Source organism: Rhodococcus aetherivorans (assembly GCF_025722975.1).
GTDB classification, from domain to species: domain Bacteria; phylum Actinomycetota; class Actinomycetes; order Mycobacteriales; family Mycobacteriaceae; genus Rhodococcus; species Rhodococcus aetherivorans.
This window is the reverse complement of record NZ_CP106982.1, coordinates 1,650,985-1,672,215: the sequence shown is the minus strand read 5'-3', so window position 1 is coordinate 1,672,215 and position 21,231 is coordinate 1,650,985. Positions and strand designations below refer to the sequence as shown.

The 21,231-nt window shown below is 76.1% G+C and carries 3 protein-coding genes; 1 reads left to right on the top strand and 2 read right to left on the bottom strand.

Annotated features, from left to right (window positions below; all coding sequences use genetic code 11):
* Positions 1–11: 11 nt before the first annotated feature.
* Positions 12–527: an arsenate reductase/protein-tyrosine-phosphatase family protein gene (locus OCS65_RS07745; RefSeq protein ID WP_006934332.1), complete on the top strand. Its 516-nt coding sequence runs from the start codon at positions 12–14 to the stop codon at positions 525–527.
* On the opposite strand, the gene OCS65_RS07740 is transcribed toward OCS65_RS07745, so the two are convergent.
* A complete protein-coding gene (locus tag OCS65_RS07740) occupies positions 498–2,165 on the bottom strand; it encodes a tyrosine-protein kinase domain-containing protein (RefSeq protein ID WP_263509338.1) in 1,668 nt (555 codons plus the stop codon). The genes OCS65_RS07745 and OCS65_RS07740 overlap by 30 nt on opposite strands.
* Positions 2,165–21,073, bottom strand: a complete 18,909-nt coding sequence (locus OCS65_RS07735; RefSeq protein WP_263509336.1) for a non-ribosomal peptide synthetase — start codon at positions 21,071–21,073, stop codon at positions 2,165–2,167. The genes OCS65_RS07740 and OCS65_RS07735 overlap by 1 nt, the downstream gene beginning before the upstream one ends.
* Between the last annotated feature and the right edge of the window lie 158 nt (positions 21,074–21,231).

Here is a 21,231-nt window from a genome sequence, read left to right as displayed (position 1 = left end):
AGGATCGAGCGATGCGGGTTCTGTACGTCTGTACCGGGAACATCTGCCGATCGCCCACCGCCGAGCTGTTGACCACCGCATACGCGACGGAAACCGGCCGGAGTGAGTTGTCCGCGCACAGCGCCGGCACCCGCGGCATGGTCGGGCGGCCCATGGAGCCGACGGCCGCGCTCGTGCTGCGCCAGCTCGGCGGCGAGCCCGACGGTTTCGTCGCCCGGCGCCTGTCGCCGCACATCGCCCAGGACGCCGACCTGGTGATCACGATGGCCGAGTCGCATCGGGGGGCCGTGCTGCAGGCGGCGCCGCGGATGCTCAAGCGGACGTTCACGCTGCGCGAGGCCGCGCGGCTGCAGCAGCTCAGCGGCGCCGAGACCGTCGCCGAGCTCGCCACCGCCCGGGCGCAGTTCCCCGCGCCCGGACCGGAGGACGTCACCGATCCGATCGGTCTGGACGAGGACACGTTCGTCGCCGTCGGGACCGAGATCGCCGATCTGCTGCTACCGCTGCTCGCCCGGATCCACGACTGACCCGTTGCGCGGGCCCTGCATGGGCGACGGCGCGACGGGCCGCGACACCGCCGTCGGCACCGCCTGCTCGCGGTAGGCGGGATCGGCGGTGTACGCCTGCGGGGCCCGGTAGTGCTGTCCCGGCTGCGCGTCGTCGTGGTCCGGCCCGCCCCGGTGCGGCTGCTCCGGCCGGTACGGTTCCGGCCGGTTCTGCTCCTCGCGGTAGCGGCGTCCGCCGGTGGTCTGTGCAACAGGCCCCGGCTGCGCGGGCGCCGACGCAGCGGCCGTGGCCTTCTTCGCCGACTCGTCGGACTCGTAGTAGTACCGGTACTCGTAGGCGCCGCGGCCCTTGTTCGGCGTCATCGTGATGATGGTGCCGAGCAGGTGCGCGCCGGCGCTGCCCAGGTTGCCGACCGCGCGGCTGAGCTGCTCCCGGGTGGTCTTGCCGTGGCGAGCGATGAGCAGCGCGCCGTCGGTGGCCGCGGCGAGCACGACCGAGTCGGTGACGGGCAGGACCGGCGAGCCGTCGATGATCACGTACTCGAAGCGCGCCCGCAGGTGGTCGATGACGTGCTTGGCGGTTTCGGAGCCGAGCAGCTCGCTGGGGTTGGGCGGCAGCGCCCCGGAGGCCAGCACCCACAGGCCCTCGTACTGGCTGGGCTGCAGCACGTCCTCCAGACCGGCCTGGCCCGACAGCACGGTGCTGAACCCGACGTCGCCGACGACCCCGAGGTACTTCGACACCCGCGGCCGGCGCAGGTCACCCTCGACGAGCACCACGGAATGGCCGGCCTCCGCGAGCACCAGCGCGGTGTTGATGGCCGTGGTGGTCTTGCCCTCGGCCGGCAGGGCGCTGGTGACGACGATGACGCGCGGCGGGTTGTCGACGTCGAGGAACTTGAGGTTGGTGCGCATCTCCCGGTACGCCTCCGCGCTGCCGGAGTTCGACTCCTGGAAGTCGATCGCCGCGTGCTCCTGCCGCTCCTTGTCGAGGGGGATGGTGCCCACCAGGCCCGTCCCGGCGAGCTCCTCGACCGTCTTGCGGTCCTTGACGGTGTTGTCGAGCCGGTCGCGCAGCACCGCGAGGGCGATGCCGAGGAGCACGCCGACGGCGAGGCCGAGCGCGAGGTTGCGCTTCGTCTTCGGCGACACCGGGGTCACCGGGGTGTCGGCGTGCTGCTCGACGACGACTCGCGCGGTGGGCTCACCGCCGTTCTCGGGGGTCTCGAGCTCGCGCGCCATGACGACGAACTCGTCGGAGAGGGCGTTCGCGAGGTCCCGGGCCCGCTCCGGCGACTCGTCGTCGACCTTGACGTCGACGAGGACGGTGTCCGGGGCGGACGATGCGGTGACCTTTCCGGCGAGCTGCGACGGCGTGACGTCGGACAGGCCGAGCCGGTCGAGGGTGCGCTGCGCCAGCGTGGTGCCGGTGAGCAACTTGGTGTAGGAGGCGACGCGCTGCTGCGAGAACAGGTTGCCCTGGTAGATCTCGTTGACCGAGGCCCCGGAGGAGGTGGAGACGAACAGCCGGGTGCTCGCCTGGTAGATCGGGGTGGTGAGCAGGGAGGCTCCGAGCGCACCGAGTACCGCCACCACGGTCGTCACGGCGACGATCTTCCATCGCGCCTGCAGGATGCGTAGGTAGTCGTGTACTTCCATTACGGTGTCTCCCTCGTTGCTGTGACACTGTCGGTGCACCCTACGGGCGCGGAAATCTGTCGTTCGGTCAGGTGCCGGGCGAGCGTGGGGCCGATCAGGGCCAGCGCGCCGGGGGTGGTCAGGTCGGAGTGCGGGTAGGGCACGTCGTGCTCGGCGACGCGGCGGACGTGGCGCCGCCAGCTCGCCGCGAGGTCGGGTCCGGTCTGCCCGCCGGGCCGGGCCCGGAACAGCAGCGCGTCGCCGTCGAGGACGCGGGGGGTGTGCGCGGCGACGGCCTCCTCCAGCGCGGCGCCCGCGGCCAGAGCCCGCTCCCGGATCTCGGCGACGAACGTCGGCGGCAGGCCGGGCACCTCGAGTTCGACGACGGGTTCGTCCGGCAGGGCCGCGACGTCGGGGAGGGTGTCGGGGGTGAGCGTGTCGAGCAGGATCAGCGACGCCACCTGCTGCCCCGCCTCGTGCAGTTGCACGGCCATCTCGTGCGCGATGGTGCCGCCGAGGGACCAGCCCAGCAGGTGGTAGGGGCCTTCGGGCTGGACGGTGCGGATCCGGTCGAGGTAGCGGGCGGCGAACTCGGCGACGGTGCGCGGCAGCGGCTCGAGCCGGGTGGCCTGCAGCCCGTACAGCGCGACTCCGGGCAGGTGCGGCGCGAGTCCCGTGTAGCACCACGACATTCCGCTGATCGGGTGGACGCAGAACAGCGGGGTGCCGCCGGGGCGCCCCGCGAGCGGCACCAGCGTGGCGAGCGGGTCGGTGTCGTCGCCGCCGTGGTCGATCCGGTCGGCGAGGTCGGCGACGGTGGGTGCGGTGAGCAGCCAGTCGAGCGGGACGTCGCGGTCGAGTTCGGCACGCAGGTCGGCGGCGACGGCGACGGCCCCGAGCGACGTGCCGCCGAGGTCGAAGAACCCGAGGTCGGCGGACACCGATCCGGGGGGCCGGCCGAGGTGCCGGGCGAACACGGCGGCGACCGTCTCGGCCGTCGCCCCGTCGGGCGGCACGAATCCGTCTGCGGGCGAGGCGAAGTCGGGCCGGGGCAGCGCGGCGCGGTCGACCTTGCCGGACGGCAGCAGCGGCAGCGCGTCGACGACGGTGATCGCGGCGGGCCGCAGCGCGCGCGGCAGGTGCGCGGCCACGCGGGTGCGCAGCGCGGCGGCGTCGGCGCTGCCCTGCGCGTAGGAGGCGAGGACGGTTTCGCCCGCGGGGCCGGGCACGGCGACGGTGACGGCGGCCTCGACGCCGTCGGCGGCGGTGAGCACCGCGTCGATCTCGGCGGGTTCGACGCGGATGCCGTGCAGCTGGATCTGCTCGTCGACACGGCCGAGGACGTCGAGCTCGCCGTCGGCGGTGACGCGCGCGAGGTCGCCGGTGCGGTACAGGCGCGCACCCGGCTCGCCGTGCGGGTCGGCGACGAATCTGGTTGCGGTGAGCCCGCTTCGGCCCTGGTAGCCGCGGGCCAGGCCCGCCCCGGTCACGTACAGCTCACCGATCACCCCGGCCGGGACGGGGTGCAGGCGCGCGTCGAGGATGTGGGCGGTGGCGCCGGCGACGGGGGCGCCGACGGTGGGCCGGGCGCCGGGGTCGAACGGCCCGCCGAACGACACGGCGATCGTGAACTCGGTGGGCCCGTACCCGTTGAGCAGGCGGTGCCGCCGCCAGCGTTCGACGACGGGCGCGGTGAGCGCCTCGCCCTCGGACAGGACGGTGACCGGGCGCCCCAGCGCGTCCGGGTCGACGGTGGCCAGCACGGTGGGGGTGGCGACCACGTGGGTGACCTGCTCGTCGACGATCAGCCGCTGCAGCGCCGCGCCGGCATAGACGTGGTCGGGGGCGACGACGAGGGTCGCGCCGTGCGCGTGGGCGGCGAGCAGTTCGAACACCGACGCGTCGAAGGTGTGCGACGCCGCGTGCAGCACCCGGCTGCCCGGCGCGACGCCGAGGACGTGCCGCTGCGCGTCGACGACGGCGGTCAGGCCGCGGTGCGGCACGGCGACACCCTTGGGGGTGCCGGTGCTCCCGGACGTGTAGATCAGATACGCGGTGTCGTCCGGATGCGGCTCCGCCGCGGTGTCGTCCGGATGCGGTTGCGGCGCAGGGATTTCCCGCGCCTCCCACTCGCCGGTCAGGTCAACCCAGTCGATGCCCTCCCCCACCGGTTCGGCACCTGCCACGGTCAACCCGACGGTGGCGCCGCTGTCGCGCAGCACGGTCTCGACGCGGGCGGGCGGCTGCGCCGGGTCGACGGACACCCACGCCGCGCCGGTCCGGACGACGGCCCACACCGCGAGCGGCCAGCATTCCCCGCGCGGCACGGCCACGGCGACCACGTCGCCGCGGGTCACGCCGCGCGCGCGCAGTTCCCCGGCGACGACGTCGGCGCGGGCGGCGAGCCCGGCGTAGGTCCAGGCGACGGCCCCGGCCCGCACGGCGATGGCGCCGGGGTGGGTGCGGGCGGTGGCGGCCAGGAGCTGCGGCAGCGTGCGCGGCGCCGCGGCGGGCGCGGACAACGGCGCCGGCGCGGAGGCGGCGAGGTCGCCGACGGCGGTGCCGGGGTCGGCGAGCGCGGCGCCGAGCAGCGCGACGTAGTCGTCGAGCAGCGCGCCGGCGGTGGCGGGGTCGAACAGGTCGGTGGCGTACACGAGGCGCACGTCGATGCCGCCGTCGCCGTCGCGTTCGGTGACGTCCCAGGTGAGGTCGAACTGCGCGGCCGGGGTGCCGGCGTCGAATTCGCGCACGCGCAGGCCGGGCAACTGAGGCAGGTCCTCCCCCGCGGGCACCGTGCGGTGGGCGAGCAGCACCTGGAACAGCGGATGGTGGGTGCCGCGGGCCGGCGCGACCCGCGCGACGACCCGGTCGAACGGGACGTCCGCGTGCGCGAGGGCGTCGAGGTCGGTGGTGCGGATGCGGCGCAGCAGGTCCCCGAACGGCTCGTCCCCGGCGACGGTCGTGCGCAGGGTGAGGGTGCCGACGAACATGCCGACGAGGGCGTGCAGGCGCGGGTCGGCGCGCCCGGCGACGGCGGTGCCGACGGCGATGTCGGCGCGGCCGCTGCGGCGGGCGAGCAGCGCGGCGAGCGCCGCGTGCAGCACCATGAAGCCGGTCGCGTCGTGGGCCCGCGCGACGTCGCGGACGCGGCGGTGGGTGCCGGCGTCGAGGTGGGCGGTGACGGCGCCGCCGCGGTGGCTGGGCCGCGCGGGCCGGGGCCGGTCGGTGGGCAGCGGCAGCGGCGTGTCGGGCAGGCCCGCGAGAGTCGTTGCCCAGTGGTCGAGTTGGCGGGCGGCGAGGCTGTCCGGGTCCGCGGGGTCGCCGAGCAGGTCGCGTTGCCAGCGGGCGTAGTCGCGGTAGCGCACGGGCAGCGGCCACCAGATCGGTTCCGCCCCGGCGAGGCGGGCGGCGTAGGCGTGCTGCAGGTCGGTCAGCAGCGGCGCGACGGAGCCGCCGTCGAACGCGATGTGGTGGACCGCGGCGGCGAGCACCCATTCGTGGGCGCCGAGTTCGATCAGCCGGATCCGCAGCGGCGCGTCGGCGGTGAGGTCGAACGGCGCGGTGATCACCTCGGCGACGGCGGCGGCCGGGTCGGTGCCCGGAACCGCTTCGAGCACAGGCGGATCGACCTCGGCCGCGACGCCGTCGGGGTAGGCGGTGCGCAGGATCTCGTGCCGGGCGGCGACGTCGGCGACGGCCGCGGCCAGCGCGGCGGTGTCGAGGTCGCCGGTCAGGTGCAGCGCGACGGGCACGGTGTAGGCGGCGCTGCCGGGCTCGGCGCGGCCGAGCAGCCACAGTCGCTGCTGCGCGGGCGCGAGCGGGGTGGGGGCGTCGTCGTCATAGCGGCGCAACGGGATCCGAGTGCGGTCGCCGTCGCGGATGTGGGCGGCGAGTGCCGCGAGGGTCGGTGCCTGCAGCACGGCGCGGGCGGGCACGTCGGTGCCGAAGGCGTCGGCGAGGCGGGCGGCGAGGACGACGGCGGACAGCGAGTCACCGCCGGCGGCGAAGAACCCGGCGTGGATGTCGGGCCGGGAGCCGAGCACGCTCTCGGCGACGGTGACGACGAGGTCCTCGACGTCGGTGAGCGGCCGGTCGTCGGCGGGCGCATCCCCGGCGGTGTCGAGGTCGCGCAGGGCTGCGGTGTCGACTTCGCGCAGGGCTGCGGTGTCGAGTTTGCCGTTGACGGTGGTGGGCAGTTCCGGCAGCAACCGCAGCCGCGTCGGCATGCGGTGCGGCGGCACCACGTCGGCGAGCCCGGCGAGCACGCGGCTCGGCTCGACACCCGGATCGGCGGCGGCGAAGGCGACGAGCGCACCGCCCGCGGCCAGCGCGACGACGTGCCGGATGCCGGGCTGCGCGAGCAGGGCGGCCTCGAGTTCCCCGGGTTCGATGCGCACGCCGCGGACCTTGAGCTGCCGGTCGGTGCGGCCCCGGAAGGCGAGGGTGCCGTCGGGACGGCGGTGCACCAGGTCGCCGGTGCGGTAGCGGCGGGTGCCGCCGGGGGCGGCGACGAACCGCTGCGCGGTGAGCGCGGGGGCGCCGAGGTAGCCGAGCGCGACGGATTCCCCGGCCAGGTACAGCTCGCCGACGGCGTCGTCGGGCACCGGGCGCAGGCGGGCGTCGAGGACGTGTGCGACGGTGCCGGGGACGGGCCGGCCGATGCCGCCGCGGCCGTCGACGTCGGTGAGGGTCGCGACGATGGTGGCCTCGGTGGGCCCGTACGCGTCGAGCATGTGCCGGCCGTCGGTCCAGCGGGCGGCGAGCGCGGGCGGCAGGGTTTCGCCGCCGGACGCGACGACCCGCAGGCCGGGCAGCTCGTGCGGGTCGAGGGTGCCGAGCACCGTGGGGGTGGACAGGTAGTGGGTGATGCGCTGCGCGCGCAGCAGCCGCTGCAGGTCCTCCCCCGCGTACACCTCCGGCGGGGCGACGACGAGGGTCGCGCCGGTGGTGTGGGCGAGCAGGATCTCGAGCAGGGCCGCGTCGAACGCCGGATGGTAGCCCTGCAGCACGCGGTCGCCGGGTCCGACGCGGTAGCGGCGGGCGGCCTCGGCGGCGAGCGGGGCAAGGCCGGCGTGGGTGACGGCGACGCGCTTGGGCGCCCCGGTCGAGCCCGAGGTCGACACGACGTACGCGACGTTCGCCGGCGCCGGGCCGGCCGCGTCGGGGGCGCCGGTGAACGCGGCGCCGGTCTTGGTGATCGCCCACAGCCGCAGCACGTACTCGAGGCCGCGGGGCCGGTCGATGGGCACGACGGTGCCGGGCCCGGCGCCGGCGGCGCGCAGTTCGTCGGCGAGCGCGTCGGAGCGGGCGTCGAGTTCGCGGTAGGTCAGCGCGGTGTCGCCCTCGCGCAGGGCTTCCCGGTCGGGGTGCGCGGCGGCGGTGGCGCGCAGCAGGTCCGGCAGGGGTCGGGCCGGGGCGGGGGCGGCGCCGGTCAGCGGCGCGGCGGGACGGTCGACGGGCAGGTCCCCGACGGTGGTGCCGGGCGCGGCGACAAGGTGCCGCAGGACGGCGACGAACCGGTCCGCGAGCCGCCGCGCGGTGGGTCCGGCGAACCGCGACGCGTCGTGCACGAGGGTGCCGGCGTAGCCGTCCGCGGCGGGCGCGAACGCGAACTGCAGGTCGAATTTCGGTGCGCCGCGGACGATCTCCTCGGCCTCGACGGTGAGGTCCCCGATCCGGGTGGGGGCGAGGGTGAAGTCCTGCAGGGCGAGCGCGACCTGCGGGGCGCGGCCGGGCAGGCCGGCGAGGATCTGCTCGTAGGGCACCCCGGCGTGGTCGAGGGCGGCGACGTCGAAGTCGCGGACCTGCGCGAGGAGCCCGGCGAACGGCATGTCGGGTTCCACGCGGGCGCGCAGCACGAGGGTCTCGAGGAACGGGCCGACGAGGTCCTCGACCTGCGCCCAGCGGCGGGCGGAGACCACGGCGGCGACGGCGACGTCGTGTCCGGCGCCGACGCGGGCGAGCAGCACCGACAGCGCGGCGTGCAGCACCATGAACTCGGTGGCGCCGTGGGCCCGCGCGAGCTCTGCGATCCCGGCGCGCACGTCGGCGGGCACCTCGAACGCGACGGTCCCGGCCTCCTGCTCCGACGACTCCGTCTCTGAATACCCTGCCTGCGTGGGTAATTCGACCGGGTCGAGCCCGTCGAGGGCCCGCCGCCAGTGCGCGGCGTCCGCCTCCGGGATCCCGCGCGCCTGTTCCCACAGCGCGTAGTCGGCGTACTGCAGCGGCAGCGGCTCCCACCGCGGCGCCTGCCCGGCCGCGCGGGCGGCGTACGCGACGGCGAGGTCGCGCAGCAGCGGCGCGAGCGACGGCCCGTCCGCCGCGGCGTGGTCCACGGTCAGGCGCAGGCGCCGTGGCGTCCTTTCGGTCCCCTCGAGGTCCCAATGGACACCACGGTCCGCCAGGACCTGATGCGGACCCTGCTCGTCGACGACGATGCGGGTGCGCAGGATCTCGTGCCGCGCCACGACGTCGCCGAGCGCGGCCTCGAGGGCGGGCACGTCGAGCGGGCCAGTCAGGCGCACGTCGGCGCGCAGCAGGTAGGCGTCGGGGTCGAGGCGGCTGAGCCCCCACAGGCGACGTTGCGCCCGGCTGAGCGGGATCCGGGCGGGGCGCGGGTGGACGGGCACCGGCCCGGCCTCGACGTCGAGTCCGCCGGCGTCGAGCGCGGCGGCGAGCCCCTCGACGGTGGGGTGCTCGAAGATCAGCCGCAGCGGCACGGCGACGCCGGTCTCCTCGCGCAGCCGGCCGACGAGCACGGTCGCGAGCAGCGAGTTGCCGCCGACGGCGAAGAAGTCGTCGGTCCTGCCGACCGGGGAGTCGAGCAGTTCGCCGTAGACCCGCGCGACGAGCGTCTCGGTCCCGGTGCCGGGCTCGTCGCGCCCGCCGAGGTCGGGGGCGGGCAGCCGCGCGACGTCGAGCTTGCCGTGCGCGGTGCGCGGCACCGCGTCGAGCGGCACGACGGCGACGGGCACGAGGTGGGCGGGCAGGCTCTGCCGCAGCCGCCCGCGCGCGTCCTCGGCGTCGACGCCGGCGGGCACGACGTAGGAGACGAGCGCCCCGTCGCGCACGACGGTCGCGGCCTGTTCGACGCCGGGCACGGTCCGCAGCGCGGCGTCGACCTCGCCCGGTTCGATGCGCACGCCCCGCAGCTTGACCTGATCGTCGCTGCGCCCCACGAACCGCAACGCGACCCCGCCGCCGGTGTGTCCTTTGGGCTGCTCCGGCCACCCAAAGGACACACCGGCCCAGCGGGCCAGGTCGCCCGTGCGGTACCGGCGACGACCGCCGTCGGCGGCGACGAACCGCGTCGCGGTGCGGCCCGGGTCGTCGCGGTACCCGTCGGCGAGCCGCTCCCCCGCCAGGTACAGCTCCCCGGCCACGCCGGTGGGCACGGGCCGCAGCCGTTCGTCGAGCACGACGGCCTGGACCCCGCGCACGGGGGTGCCGATCACGACGTCCGCGCCGGGCACCAGCGGCGGCGAACAGGTGGCGAAGACGGTGGCCTCGGCGGGGCCGTAGCCGTTGTAGAGGCGACGGCCCGCGCCCCACCGGGCGACGAGCTCGTCGCTCACGGCCTCGCCGCCCAGCATGAGCACCCGCAGGTCGGGCAGCGCCCGCGGCGGCACGGTCGCCAGCGCCGACGGGGTGACGCACGCGTGCGTGATGTGCTCGCCGGCGAGCAGGTCGGCGAGGGCGTCGCCGCCGTACGCGTCGGGCCCGGCGACGACGAGGGTCGCGCCGGCGGTGCCCGCGACGAGCAGCTCGAGCATCGCCGCGTCGAAGCTCGGCGACGCGACGTGCAGCATCCGGTCGCCGGGCGCGGCGGCGAACCGCTCGGCGAGGTCCTCGGCGAGGGCGCTCACCCCCCGGTGGGTGATGGTGACGCCCTTGGGGTTTCCGCTGGTTCCGGAGGTGAACACCAGGTAGGCGGGCGCGCCGGCGCCCGGGTCGGCCACCTCGACACCGTCACCGTGAAAGCCGCCACCGTGGGAGCCGGCACCGTGGGAGCCGGCGACATCGAGCCAGGTCACGGTGGCGGGCAGCGACCCGCGGTGCGCGGCGCCGGTGACGCCGACGGTCGCGTCGCCGAGCATCGCGGCGAGCCGCGCGGCGGGCTGGGCGGGGTCGACGAGCATCGGGGCGGCTCCGAGCCGGGCGATGCCCCACACCGCGACGACGGAGTCGAGCGAGCGGGGCAGCGCGCACGCGACGGCCGTGCCGGGCCGGGCGCCGGCGGCGTGCAGCCGGGCGGCGAGCGCGTCGACGCGCGCGAGCAGCTGCGGGTAGGTCAGTTCGGTGTCGCCGTCGCGCACGGCCACACCGTCGCCGCCGCGGGCGGCGCCGGCGGCCAACCACTGCCACAGCGTCCGCGCCGGGGCCGGCTCGGGGCCGGCGGCGGGGACGAGCGCGGCGCGTTCCCGCTCGGTGAACAGGTCGATGTCGCCGATCCGCACGGCCGGGTCGGCGACGGCGGCCCGCAGGATCGCGACGTACCGGTCGGCGAACGCGGCGACGGTGCCCGCGTCGTACAGGTCGGTGGCGTAGGCGAATTCGAGGTCGACGCCGGGGCCGGTCTCGGTGACGACGAGCTGGACGTCGAAGTTGGCGTGCTCGTCGGCCACCGGCAGCACCCGCGCGGTCAGGCCGGGCAGCTCGAACGCGTCGACGGTGGGGCGGCGCAGCGACAGGGCGACCTGGAACAGCGGGTGCCGGGCCGGGTTGCGGGCGGGGTTGAGGCGTTCGACGAGGGTCTCGAACGGCGCGTCGGGGTGGGTGTAGGCGGCGAGGTCGCGGGCGTGGACCTCGGCGAGCAGGTCGGCGAAGGTGGCGTCCGGGTCGACGGGGGTGCGCAGGACGAGGGTGCCGGCGAACATGCCGACGAGGGCGTCGAGCTGCGGGTCGCCGCGCCCGGCGACGACGGTGCCGACGGCGATGTCGTCGCCGGCGCCGTGCCGGGCCAGCAGCACGGCCAGCGCCGCGTGCAGCACCATGAACGTCGTCGCGCGACCGTCCCGCGCGAGCCGCGAAACACCTTCGGCGACGACGGGATCCACCGCCACCCGGTGGGTGGCACCGCGGCCGGTCGGGCGCGCGGGCCGCGGCCGGTCGCCGGGCAGGGTCACCTCGTCGGGCAGGCCGGCGAGCACGGTCGTCCAGTGCGCGAGCTGGCCGTCGGCGCCGGCGCGCTGCCAGCGGCTGAAGTCGGTGTACTGCACCGGCAGCGGCGCCCACCGCGGCGCCTGCCCGGCGCGCCGGGCGGTGTAGGCGTCGACGATGTCGCGCAGCAGCGGGGTGAGCGACCATTCGTCGGCGGCGATGTGGTGCACCACCACCGCGAGCACGTGCCGCCGCGGCGCGAGCCGGTACAGCCGCATCCGCACCGGCGTCTCGCGGGTGAGATCGAAGCCGGGGGCGGCGAATTCGCGGACGAACTCGTCGAGCCCCTCGGCGGGCACGGCGACGGGCTCGAGTCCGGGCCGCGCGACGGGCCGCACCACCTGCGCGGTGGCGTCGGGGTACACGGTGCGCAGGGTGCGGTGCCGGTCGAGGACGTCGGCGACGGCGGCGGTGAGCGCCGCGACGTCGAGCCGGCCGTCGAGCCGCACCGCGAACGGCAGGTTGTAGCTGCCGGATCCGGGGTCGAGCCGGTTGACGAACCACAGCCGCTGCTGCGCCGGCGACAGCGGCGCCGGGGTGTCGTCGCCGGCCGCGACGAGCGGGGCACGGCGACGGCCGGTGCCGGCGCGAGCGGCGAGGAGCGCGGCGAGGCCGGCGACGGTGGCGGCGTCGAACACGTCGCGGACGGTGACGTCGACGTCGGCGATGTCGGCGAGGCGCCCGGCGAGGCGGGTCGCGAGCAGCGAGTTGCCGCCGAGCGCGAAGAAGTCGTCGCCGGCGCCGACGGGCCCGGCGCCGAGCAGTTCCCGGTACACCTCGGCGACGAGTTCCTCGAGCGGCCCGTGCGGGGCGAGGCCGCCGGTGGGGGCGACGGCGGGTGCGGGCAGGGCCGCGCGGTCGAGCTTGCCGTTGGCGGTGCGCGGCAGCGCATCCAGCGCGACGGCGGCGGCGGGCACGAGGTAGTCGGGCAGGGTGCGGCGAAGCTCGCGCAGCGCCCCGGTGGGTGAGCCGCCGACGAGGTAGGCGACGAGCCGGTCGTCGCGCAGCACCACCACCGCCTGGGTGACGCCGTCGCAGCGCAGCAGGGTGGCCTCGATCTCGCCGGGTTCGATGCGGTAGCCGCGCAGCTCGAGCTGGTCGTCGGCGCGGCCCCGGTGGTGCAGCACCCCGTCGCGGCCGCGGCGGCCGAGGTCGCCGGTCCGGTAGCGGCGGGCGCCGCCGGGCGCGGCGACGAACCGGGTGGCGGTCAGGCCGGGGCGGCCGCGGTAGCCGCGGGCGAGTTGGCCTCCGGCGACGTAGAGTTCACCGACGGTGCCGGGCGGGGTGCGGCGCAGCGACCGGTCCAGGATCTGCACGTCGAGCCCGGGCAGCGGCCGCCCGACGCCGGGCTCGGCGGCGGGGCCGCGGGTGACGTGCACGGTGGTCTCGGTGATGCCGAACATGTTCACCGCGCGCACGTGCGGCCGGTCCGCGAGCCACGGCCGGACCCGCCCGGGGTCGAGGGCTTCGCCGCCGAGGATCAGCAGCCGCAGCGTGGGCAGCGCGGTGTCGACGGTGGCGAGCTGGCCGAACGCGGTGGGCGTCTGGTTGAGGACGGTGACGCCCTCGCCGTCGAGCAGCGCGGCGAACGCCCCGGGGTCGCGGGCGGTGTAGTGGTCGACGACGACGAGCCGCCCGCCGGTGGTCAGCGCCCCCCACATCTCCCACACGGAGAAGTCGAACGCCGGGGAGTGGAACAGGGTCCACACGTCGCGCGGGCCGAACCCGACGTCGCCGGTGGCGGCGAACACCGCCGCGGCGGCCTCGTGCCCGACGAGCACGCCCTTGGGGGTGCCGGTGGAGCCGGAGGTGTAGATCAGGTACGCGCCGGCACCGGCGGGCACGGCCGCGTCGAACGCGGCGCCGGCGTCCAGGCGTTGCCGAACCTCGGGCGCATCGACGTGCAGGAGAGCCACATCCGTGTCGACCGCGAACCCGGTGTCGCACAGCACCGCGGCGGGGGCGGCGTCGTCGAGCAGGGCGCGCAGCCGCGCCGGCGGGTGGGTGACGTCCAGCGGCAGGTACACGGCGCCGGCGCGGGCGACGGCGAGGATCGCCACCACCAGGTCGAGCGAGCGGGGCAGCGCGACGGCGACGACGTCCTCGACGCCGAGCCCGCGCTCGGCGAGCATTTCGGCGAGCGCCCCGGAGCGGGCGTGCAGCTGGGCGTAGGTCAGGGTGTCGGCGCCGTGGGTGAGCGCGACCGCGTCGGGGCGGCGGCGTGCCTGCTCGGCGACCAGCGCGGGCAGCGTGGCCGTGTCGGGGGCCGGCCGGGGTGCGGACGCGTCGTCGTCGGGGCCGAGCAGGTCGATGCCGCCGACGGCGACGGCCGGGTCGGCGGTGACCACGTCGAGGATGCGCAGCAGGAACGGCGCCCACGCGGCGACGGTGTCGTGGTCGAACAGGCCGCGGTCGTAGGTGAGCACCCCGTCGAGCCCGGTGGGGGTGCCGGCGTCGGAGCGGGTCTCGCGGACGGTGACCTCGAGGTCGAATCGGGCCGTGCCGGTGGATATCTCGCGCACCCCGGTCACGCCGGGCACGTCGAGGCCCTCCAGCGCGAAGCTCTCGTAGGCGAGCATCACCTGGAAGACCGGGTGGTGCCGCGACGCGGAGGCGCCGAGGGCGTCGACGACCCGGTCGAACGGCACGTCGGCGTGCGCGAACGCGTCGAGGTCGACGCGGCGGGTGTCGGCGAGCAGCTCGGCGAACGTCGCGCGGGCCGGCACGGGCAGCCGCAGCGCGACGGTGCCGACGAACATGCCGGCCACGTCGTCGAGCATCGGGTCGACCCGCCCGGAGACGGGGGTGCCGACGGTGACGTCCTCGGCGGCGGCCAGGGTCGCGAGCAGCACGGCGAGCGCGGCGTGCACGACCATGAACGTCGTCGCGTCGTGGGCGCGGGCCAGCTTGTCGACGGCGGCGTGCAGTTCGGCGGGCACCGAGAAGCGCACGCGCCCGGCAGCGCCGTCACCGTCGCCGCGCGGACGGTCGGTGGGCAGGGCCAGCAGCGGCGGGGCGCCGGCGAGGGTGCGGGTCCAGTGCGCGAGCTGGCGGGCGGCGAGGCTGTCGGGATCGGCCGGGTCGCCGAGCAGGGTGTGCTGCCAGCGGGCGTAGTCGCGGTAGGTGACGGGCAGCGGCGGCCACGCCGGGGTGCGCCCGTCGCGCCGGGCGGCGTAGGCGAGCGCGAGGTCGCGGCCGAGCGGCAGCAGCGAGAGCCCGTCGACGGCGATGTGGTGCAGCACCACCGCGAGGGTGTAGCCGGCGCCGGTGCGGTAGAGGCGGGTGCGCAGCGGCGGGTCGACGGTGAGATGGAAACCGGCGCAGGCAAATTCGGTGAGGGCGTCGTCGAGGTCGGCGGGTGTCGCGTGTGGCGCGAGGTCGAGGGCGATGCCGGGCAGCACCCGCTGCGTCGGCCCGTCCGGGCCGTCGGGGTGGACGGTGCGCAGCACGGCGTGCCGGGCGATCACGTCCGCGGCGGCGACCGCGAGGGCATCGAGGTCGGTGCCGGCGGCGAGGTCGACGGCGAACGCGACGTGGTCGCCGGGGGCGGCGTCGGCGACGTCGAGCCGGTTGGCGAGCCACATCCGCTGCTGCGCCGGCGCGAGCGGCACCGGACCGGTGTCGTCGGTCGGCAGCAGCGGAAGGCGTTCGCCGGCAATCGGATCGGACACGGCGACGGCGAGGCCGGCGACGGTGGGGTGTTCGAAGATCTCCCGCACGCCGACGCGGTGGCCGGCGACCGCGCCGAGGCGCGCGGCGAGCTGGGTGGCGAGCAGCGAGTTGCCGCCGAGCGCGAAGAAGTCGTCGGCGGCGGCGACGGCGGGCACGTCGAGCAGGGCGGCGACGACACCGGCGACGAGTTCCTCGGCGGCGCTGCGATATCCGGTGCTCGGGCGGTCCGGGTCCGCGGTGGGTTCGGGCAGCGCGGCGCGGTCGACCTTGCCGGTGCTCGTGAGCGGCAGCGCGTCGAGGACGGTGACCGTGGCGGGCACCATGTGCCGCGGCAGCCGCGCGGCGACGAACTCCCGCAGCTCGGCCGGGTCGAGGCGGGCGGGGTCGGGACCGTGTACGTACGCGACGAGCGCCTCGCCCCGCACGACGGTGACGGCGGCGGCGACCGCGGGATGCCCGGTGAGGGTGGCGTCGATCTCGCCGAGTTCGATGCGGAACCCGCGGAGCTTGACCTGATGGTCGACCCGCCCGACGAACTCGAGGGCGGCTCCGCCGCCGGTGTGTCCTTTGGGCTGCTCCGGCCGCCCAAAGGGCACACCGCTCCAGCGCACCAGGTCGCCCGTGCGGTACATGCGACCGCCGCCGAACGGGGACGCGACGAAGCGGCTCGCGGTCAGGCTCGGCATTCCGAGGTAGCCGCGGGCCAGGCCCGGCCCGGCGAGGTACAGCTCGCCGACCACGCCGACGGGCACGGGCCGCAGCCGCGGGCCGAGCACGAGCGCGGTGACGCCGTCGAGGCCGGTGCCGATGGTCAGCCGCTCCCCCGGCACGAGCGGCGCGCTGGCGGTGGCGAGCACGGTGGTCTCGGTGGGCCCGTACACGTTGAGCATGGTCCGGCCGGGCGCCCACCGGGCCGCGGTCTCGGCCGGCCACGCCTCGCCGCCGACGGCGAGCACGCGCAGCGCGTCCAGGCCCGCGGGGTCCAGTTGCGCAGGCACGGCCGGGGTGGAGAACCAGTGCGTGATGCGCTCGGCGCGCAGCAGTTCCAGCAGGTCCTCGCCGCCGTACACGTCCGGCGGCGCGACGACGAGCGTGCCACCGACCGCGGCCGCCATGAGGTATTCGAGCACCGACGCGTCGAACGTGGGCGACGCGGCGTGCAGCACCCGCGCCTGCGGGTCGAGGTCCATCCGGCTGCGCAGCGCCCCGACGAGCGGCGCGAGCCCCCGGTGGGTGACGACGACCCCCTTCGGCACGCCGGTCGAGCCGGAGGTGTAGACGAGGTAGGCGGCGTGGTCGGACCGCAGCGTCCGCGTCCGGTCGGCGTCGGTGATCTCACCCGACCGTGCGGATCCGGCGTCCGGGTCGACGAAGTCGACGCCGTCGGGCAGCGACGTACCGGGCCGGGCGACGACGTGCCGCACCCCGGCGTCGGCGAGGATCCGGGCGATCCGCACCGCGGGCTGCGCGGGGTCGACGGGCACGAACGCCGCCCCGGTCAGCGCGACGGCGGCCACCACGCGCACCGAGTCCACCGACCGGGGCAGCAGGATCGCCACCCGATCCTCCGGGCCGAGACCGCGCCCGATCAGGTGCCGCGCCAACGGTGTTGCGGCGGCGATCAACTCGATCGGCGCGCCGCCCGGAGCGCTCACCCGCAGCGGGTGCGCGGCGAGCAGCTCCGGCAACGTCGCGACCGGCCCGGGGTCTGCCGGGACGACCTCGGGAGCGCCGAGCTCGAGATCGCCGACGGGTGCCTGCGGCGCGGCGACGGCCGCGTCGAGCACCGCGTGCAGGCGGGCCACCGCGGCGGCGACCGTCGCGCGCTCGAACAGGGCACCGTCGTAGATCACCCGTCCGTGCAGGGAGCCGTCGGGCAGCTCGCGCACCGCGATCTCCACGTCGAACCGGGCGCGGCCGGACGGGATCTCCTCGGCGCGCACGCTCAGCCCGGGCAGCGCGAGGTCGGGTACGGCGAGGTTGTCGTAGGCGAGCATCACCTGGAACGGGGCGAACCCGAGCGCGTCGACGACGCGGTCGAACGGCACCGTCGCGTGCGCGTAGGCGTCGAGGTCCGCGCGACGGGCGGCGGCGAGCAGCTCGGTGAACGACGCGGCCGGGTCCACGTCGAGCCGCAGCGCGACCGTGCCGACGAACATGCCGACGAGACGCTCGAGGTCGGGGTGCTCGCGGCCGGCCGTGCCGGAGCCGACGGCGACGTCGCGCCCCCCGGTCCACGCCGACAGCCACACGGCGACGGCGGCGTGCACCGCCATGAACGCGGTGGCGTCGTGCGCGGCGGCCAGGCGGCGCAGCGCCTCGAACCGCGCGGCGGGGACGGCGAATTCGAGCGACTCGGCCGGTCCGGGGCGGCCGGGGCGGGGACGGTCGGTGGGCAGCGTCGGCGCCTCGCCCAGCCCGGCGAGCGCGGTGGTCCAGTGCGCGAGTTCGCGGGCGGCGAGGCTGTCCGGGTCGTCCGCGTCGCCGAGCAGGGCGCGGTGCCAGCGGGCGTAGTCGGAGTACCGCAGCGGCAACGGTTCCCACCGCGGGCCGTGCCCGGCGGCGCGGGCGGCGTAGGCGGCGGCCAGGTCCAGGGTCAGCGGCACGAACGACGCGCCGTCCATGGCGATGTGGTGGGCGACGACGGCGAGCACGTGCCGGTCCGGGCCCACGCGCAGCAGCCGCACCCGCAGCGGGATGCCGGTGGCGAGGTCGAACGGTGCGGCGGCCCACTCGGCGATCAGGGCGTCCACGTCGGCCGGGTCGACGGGTTCGACGTCGAGCGCGGGCAGCACCTCGGCCACGGGCCGGACCCGTTGCCGCGGGACGGGTTCGGTGTAGACGGTGCGCAGGATCTCGTGCCGGTCGAGGACGTCGCCGAGCGCGGCGCGCAGCGCGGCCACGTCGAGGGTGCCGTCGAGGTGCAGCGCGAACGGCAGGTGGTAGGCGGCGGTGTCACCCTGCGCGAGCAGCCACAGCCGTCGCTGGGCGGGGGCGAGCGGCGCGGGCGTGTCGTCGTCCGAGCGGGTGGGCGCGGGCATCGCGGCGACGGGTCCGGCGTCGACGGCCGCGGCGAGTCCGGCGACGGTGGGATGGTCGAACACGTCGCGCAGGTGCACGTCGCGGCCGAGCGCGGCCCCGAGCCGCGCCGCGAGCTGTGCCGCGCCGAGCGAATGCCCGCCGAGGGCGAAGAAGTTCGCGTCCGCCCCCACCCGGTCGACGCCGACGATCTCGCACATCAGCTGCGCGACGAGCGTCTCGGTCGGGCCGGTCGGCGGCCGCGAGCCGGTGGCCGTGTCCACCGCGGGGGCGGGCAGGGCGCGACGGTCGATCTTGCCGCCCGGGGTGAGCGGCAGCGCATCGAGCACGGTGACCGTCGCGGGCCGCAGGTAGGCGGGCAGCCGCTCGGCGAGGCGGGCGTGCACGTCGTCGGGCTCGACGTCGCCGACGACGTAGGCCGCGAGGGTGTCGCCGTGGACGACGACGGCCGCGCTCGCGACGTCGCCGAGGGCGGTGAGCGCCGCCTCGACCTCGCCGGGTTCGATGCGATAGCCGCGGATCTTCACCTGCCGGTCGGCGCGCCCGACGAACTCCAGGACGCCCCCGCCGCCCGTGCGCGTTTCTGGTAGCTCCGACGACCAGAAACGCGCACGGCTCCAGCGCACCAGGTCTCCTGTGCGGTACACGCGGCCGAACGGCGACGCGACGAACCGGGCCGCGGTCAGCGCCGGGTCGCCGAGGTAACCGCGGGCGACGGCCGGCCCACCCAGGTACAGCTCGCCGACCGCGCCGACGGGCACGGGATGCAGCCGCGCGTCGAGCACGACGGCCGTCACGCCGTGGACGGGTGCGCCGATGGGCACTCCCCCACCCGGCCGCAGCGGCTCGCTGAGCGTGGCGAGGACGGTGGTCTCGGTGGGCCCGTAGGCGTTGAGCATCGTGCGCCCGCGCGACCACCGGTCGGCGACGTCGACCGCCAGGGCCTCGCCGCCCGCGTCGAGCATCCGCAGCGCCGGCAGGTCGGCCTCGGGCGTGACGGCCAGGACGGCGGGCGCGGTGATCGCGTGGGTGACGGCCTGTTCGCGCAGCAGCGCGGCCAGGTCCGGTCCGCCGACCACGTCGGGCGGGCAGACCACGAGGGTGGCGCCGGTGTCGAAGGCCAGCAGCAGTTCCTGCAGCGACGCGTCGAAACTCGGGGCGGCCAGGTGCAGCACGCGCGACGCGGCGTCGGCCGGGTACCGCTCCCGCAGCGTCGCGACGAGTCCGGCGAGACCGCGGTGGCCGACGGCGACGGCCTTGGGGGTGCCCGTGGAGCCGGACGTGTGGATCACCCACGCGAGGTGGTCGGGGTGCAGCGGACGCAGCCGTTCGCCCGCGTCGAACGGCGCCGGCGACACCTCGCCGCCCGCCGGATCCACGCGGGTCACGCCGTCGGGCAGGGCGACGTCGTCGCCGCACACCGCGACGGGCACGTCGCGCAGCAGTTCGGCGAGCCGCAGCGCCGGGGTGCCCGGCTCGATCGGGGTGTAGGCGGCGCCGGCCTTGGCGATGGCCCACAGCGCGACCACCGAGCCGGCCGAGCGCGGCAGCAGCACCGCGACCCGGTCGTCGGGTCCCGCGCCGCACGCAATCAGCCTGCGCGCGAGCGCAGTTGAACGCTCGTCCAGTTCTCGGTAGGTCAGCGCGACGGCGCCGTCGCGCACGGCGACGCGCTCCGAGCCGGCGTGCGCGGTGAGCACGTCGGGCAGCAGGCGTACGTCCTCGACGTGCGGGCCACGCGCGGGGACGAGGCCGGCGAGTTCGCCGGGCGCCGCGAGCGGCAGGTCGCCCACCGTGTGGTCGGCCGACCGCGCGAACGCGCCGAGGAAGTCGAGGAACCGGCGGTGGTGCCGGATGAGCGTCTCATCGCCGTACAGGCGCGGGTTGGCCTCGAAGTCCACCCGCGTGCTGCGCCCGGCGATCCCGGCGTACACGTTCACCGACAGGTCGTCGACCGGACCGGTGGAGAGCAGGTTGTAGTCGCCGGAGACGTCGCCGTACGCGTACTCCGGGTTGAACATCATCAGGTTCACCACGGGCCCGAACGCGCTGCGGGTCTCCCGGTGATCGCCCACAGCGTGCAGGTCGCGCAGCATGTCCTCGTAGCGGTACCGCTGGTGCCGCAGCGCCCCGGTCAGCTCCACCTGCACGCGCCGCACCAACTCGGCGACGGTCACGTCCGGCTCCACGCCCACCCGCAGCGGCACGATGTTCGAGATCGAGCCCGCCGAGCGGCGCAGCGGCGCGGTAGTGCGGGCCGAGACCGGCAGGCTCAGCGCGACGTCCGTGGTGCCGGTCATGCGGGCCAGGTAGGCGGCGAAGGCGGCGACGACAATCGGGACGTCGGTGGAGTTGGCGTCGCGGGCCAACTCGGCGACGGCGTCGGTCACCTCGGCGCCGAGCGCCGCACCGACGTGTCGGCACGGCATCGAGGGGGCGGCGGAACCGGCGGCGAGCGTGACGGGCGGCGGCAGGTCCACCAGGCGCTGCCTCCAATGCTCGCGGTCGACGGCCTGCCGCGTGCTGCCGAGGTAGGCGAGCTCGTGCTCGGCGATCTGCTCGAGGCTCAGCGCCGCGAGCGGAGCCGGCGCCTCCCCGCGCGCCCACGCCGTGTACAGCTCGGCGCTGCGGCCGAGCATCACCATGCCGCCGTGCCCGTCGAGGGCGAGGTGGTGGATGTAGGTGAAGAGGTAGAAGTGATCGTCGGCGAGCTGGATCAGCGTGGTGGCAATGAGCCGGTCGCGCAGCGGGTCGAGCGGACGGGTGTAGGTCTCGTCCATCCACCGTCGCGCCTCGGCCTCGGGGTCGTCGTCGCCGCGCAGGTCCAGGTAGCCGGGGTAGTCGTCGACGTCGGGGATCACCCGTTGCCGCGGCTCGCCGTCGACCATCTCGAGGAACAGCGTGCCGGATTCGACCTCGCGGGCGGCCCGGTTGCAGGCCGCGCGGATCAGGTCCGCGTCGAGCGGGCCGTGCAGGTCCAGGTACTGGGCGATGGTGAACGGGACGTCCGGGGTGAGCTGCTGAGCAAACCACAGTCCACGCTGACTCGTGGACATGGCAAAAGACGGCACCGCACCCCCTCGTTTTCCCTCGGGACCGAGGGCGTGCAGTGGGAACCCTCGGTCGACGACGTTGTGGACGCCTCCCTGCATCCATCACCGTCGAATACATCGACCCTAACGATCCTGAGCGTTACTCACCACTCGAACCGACC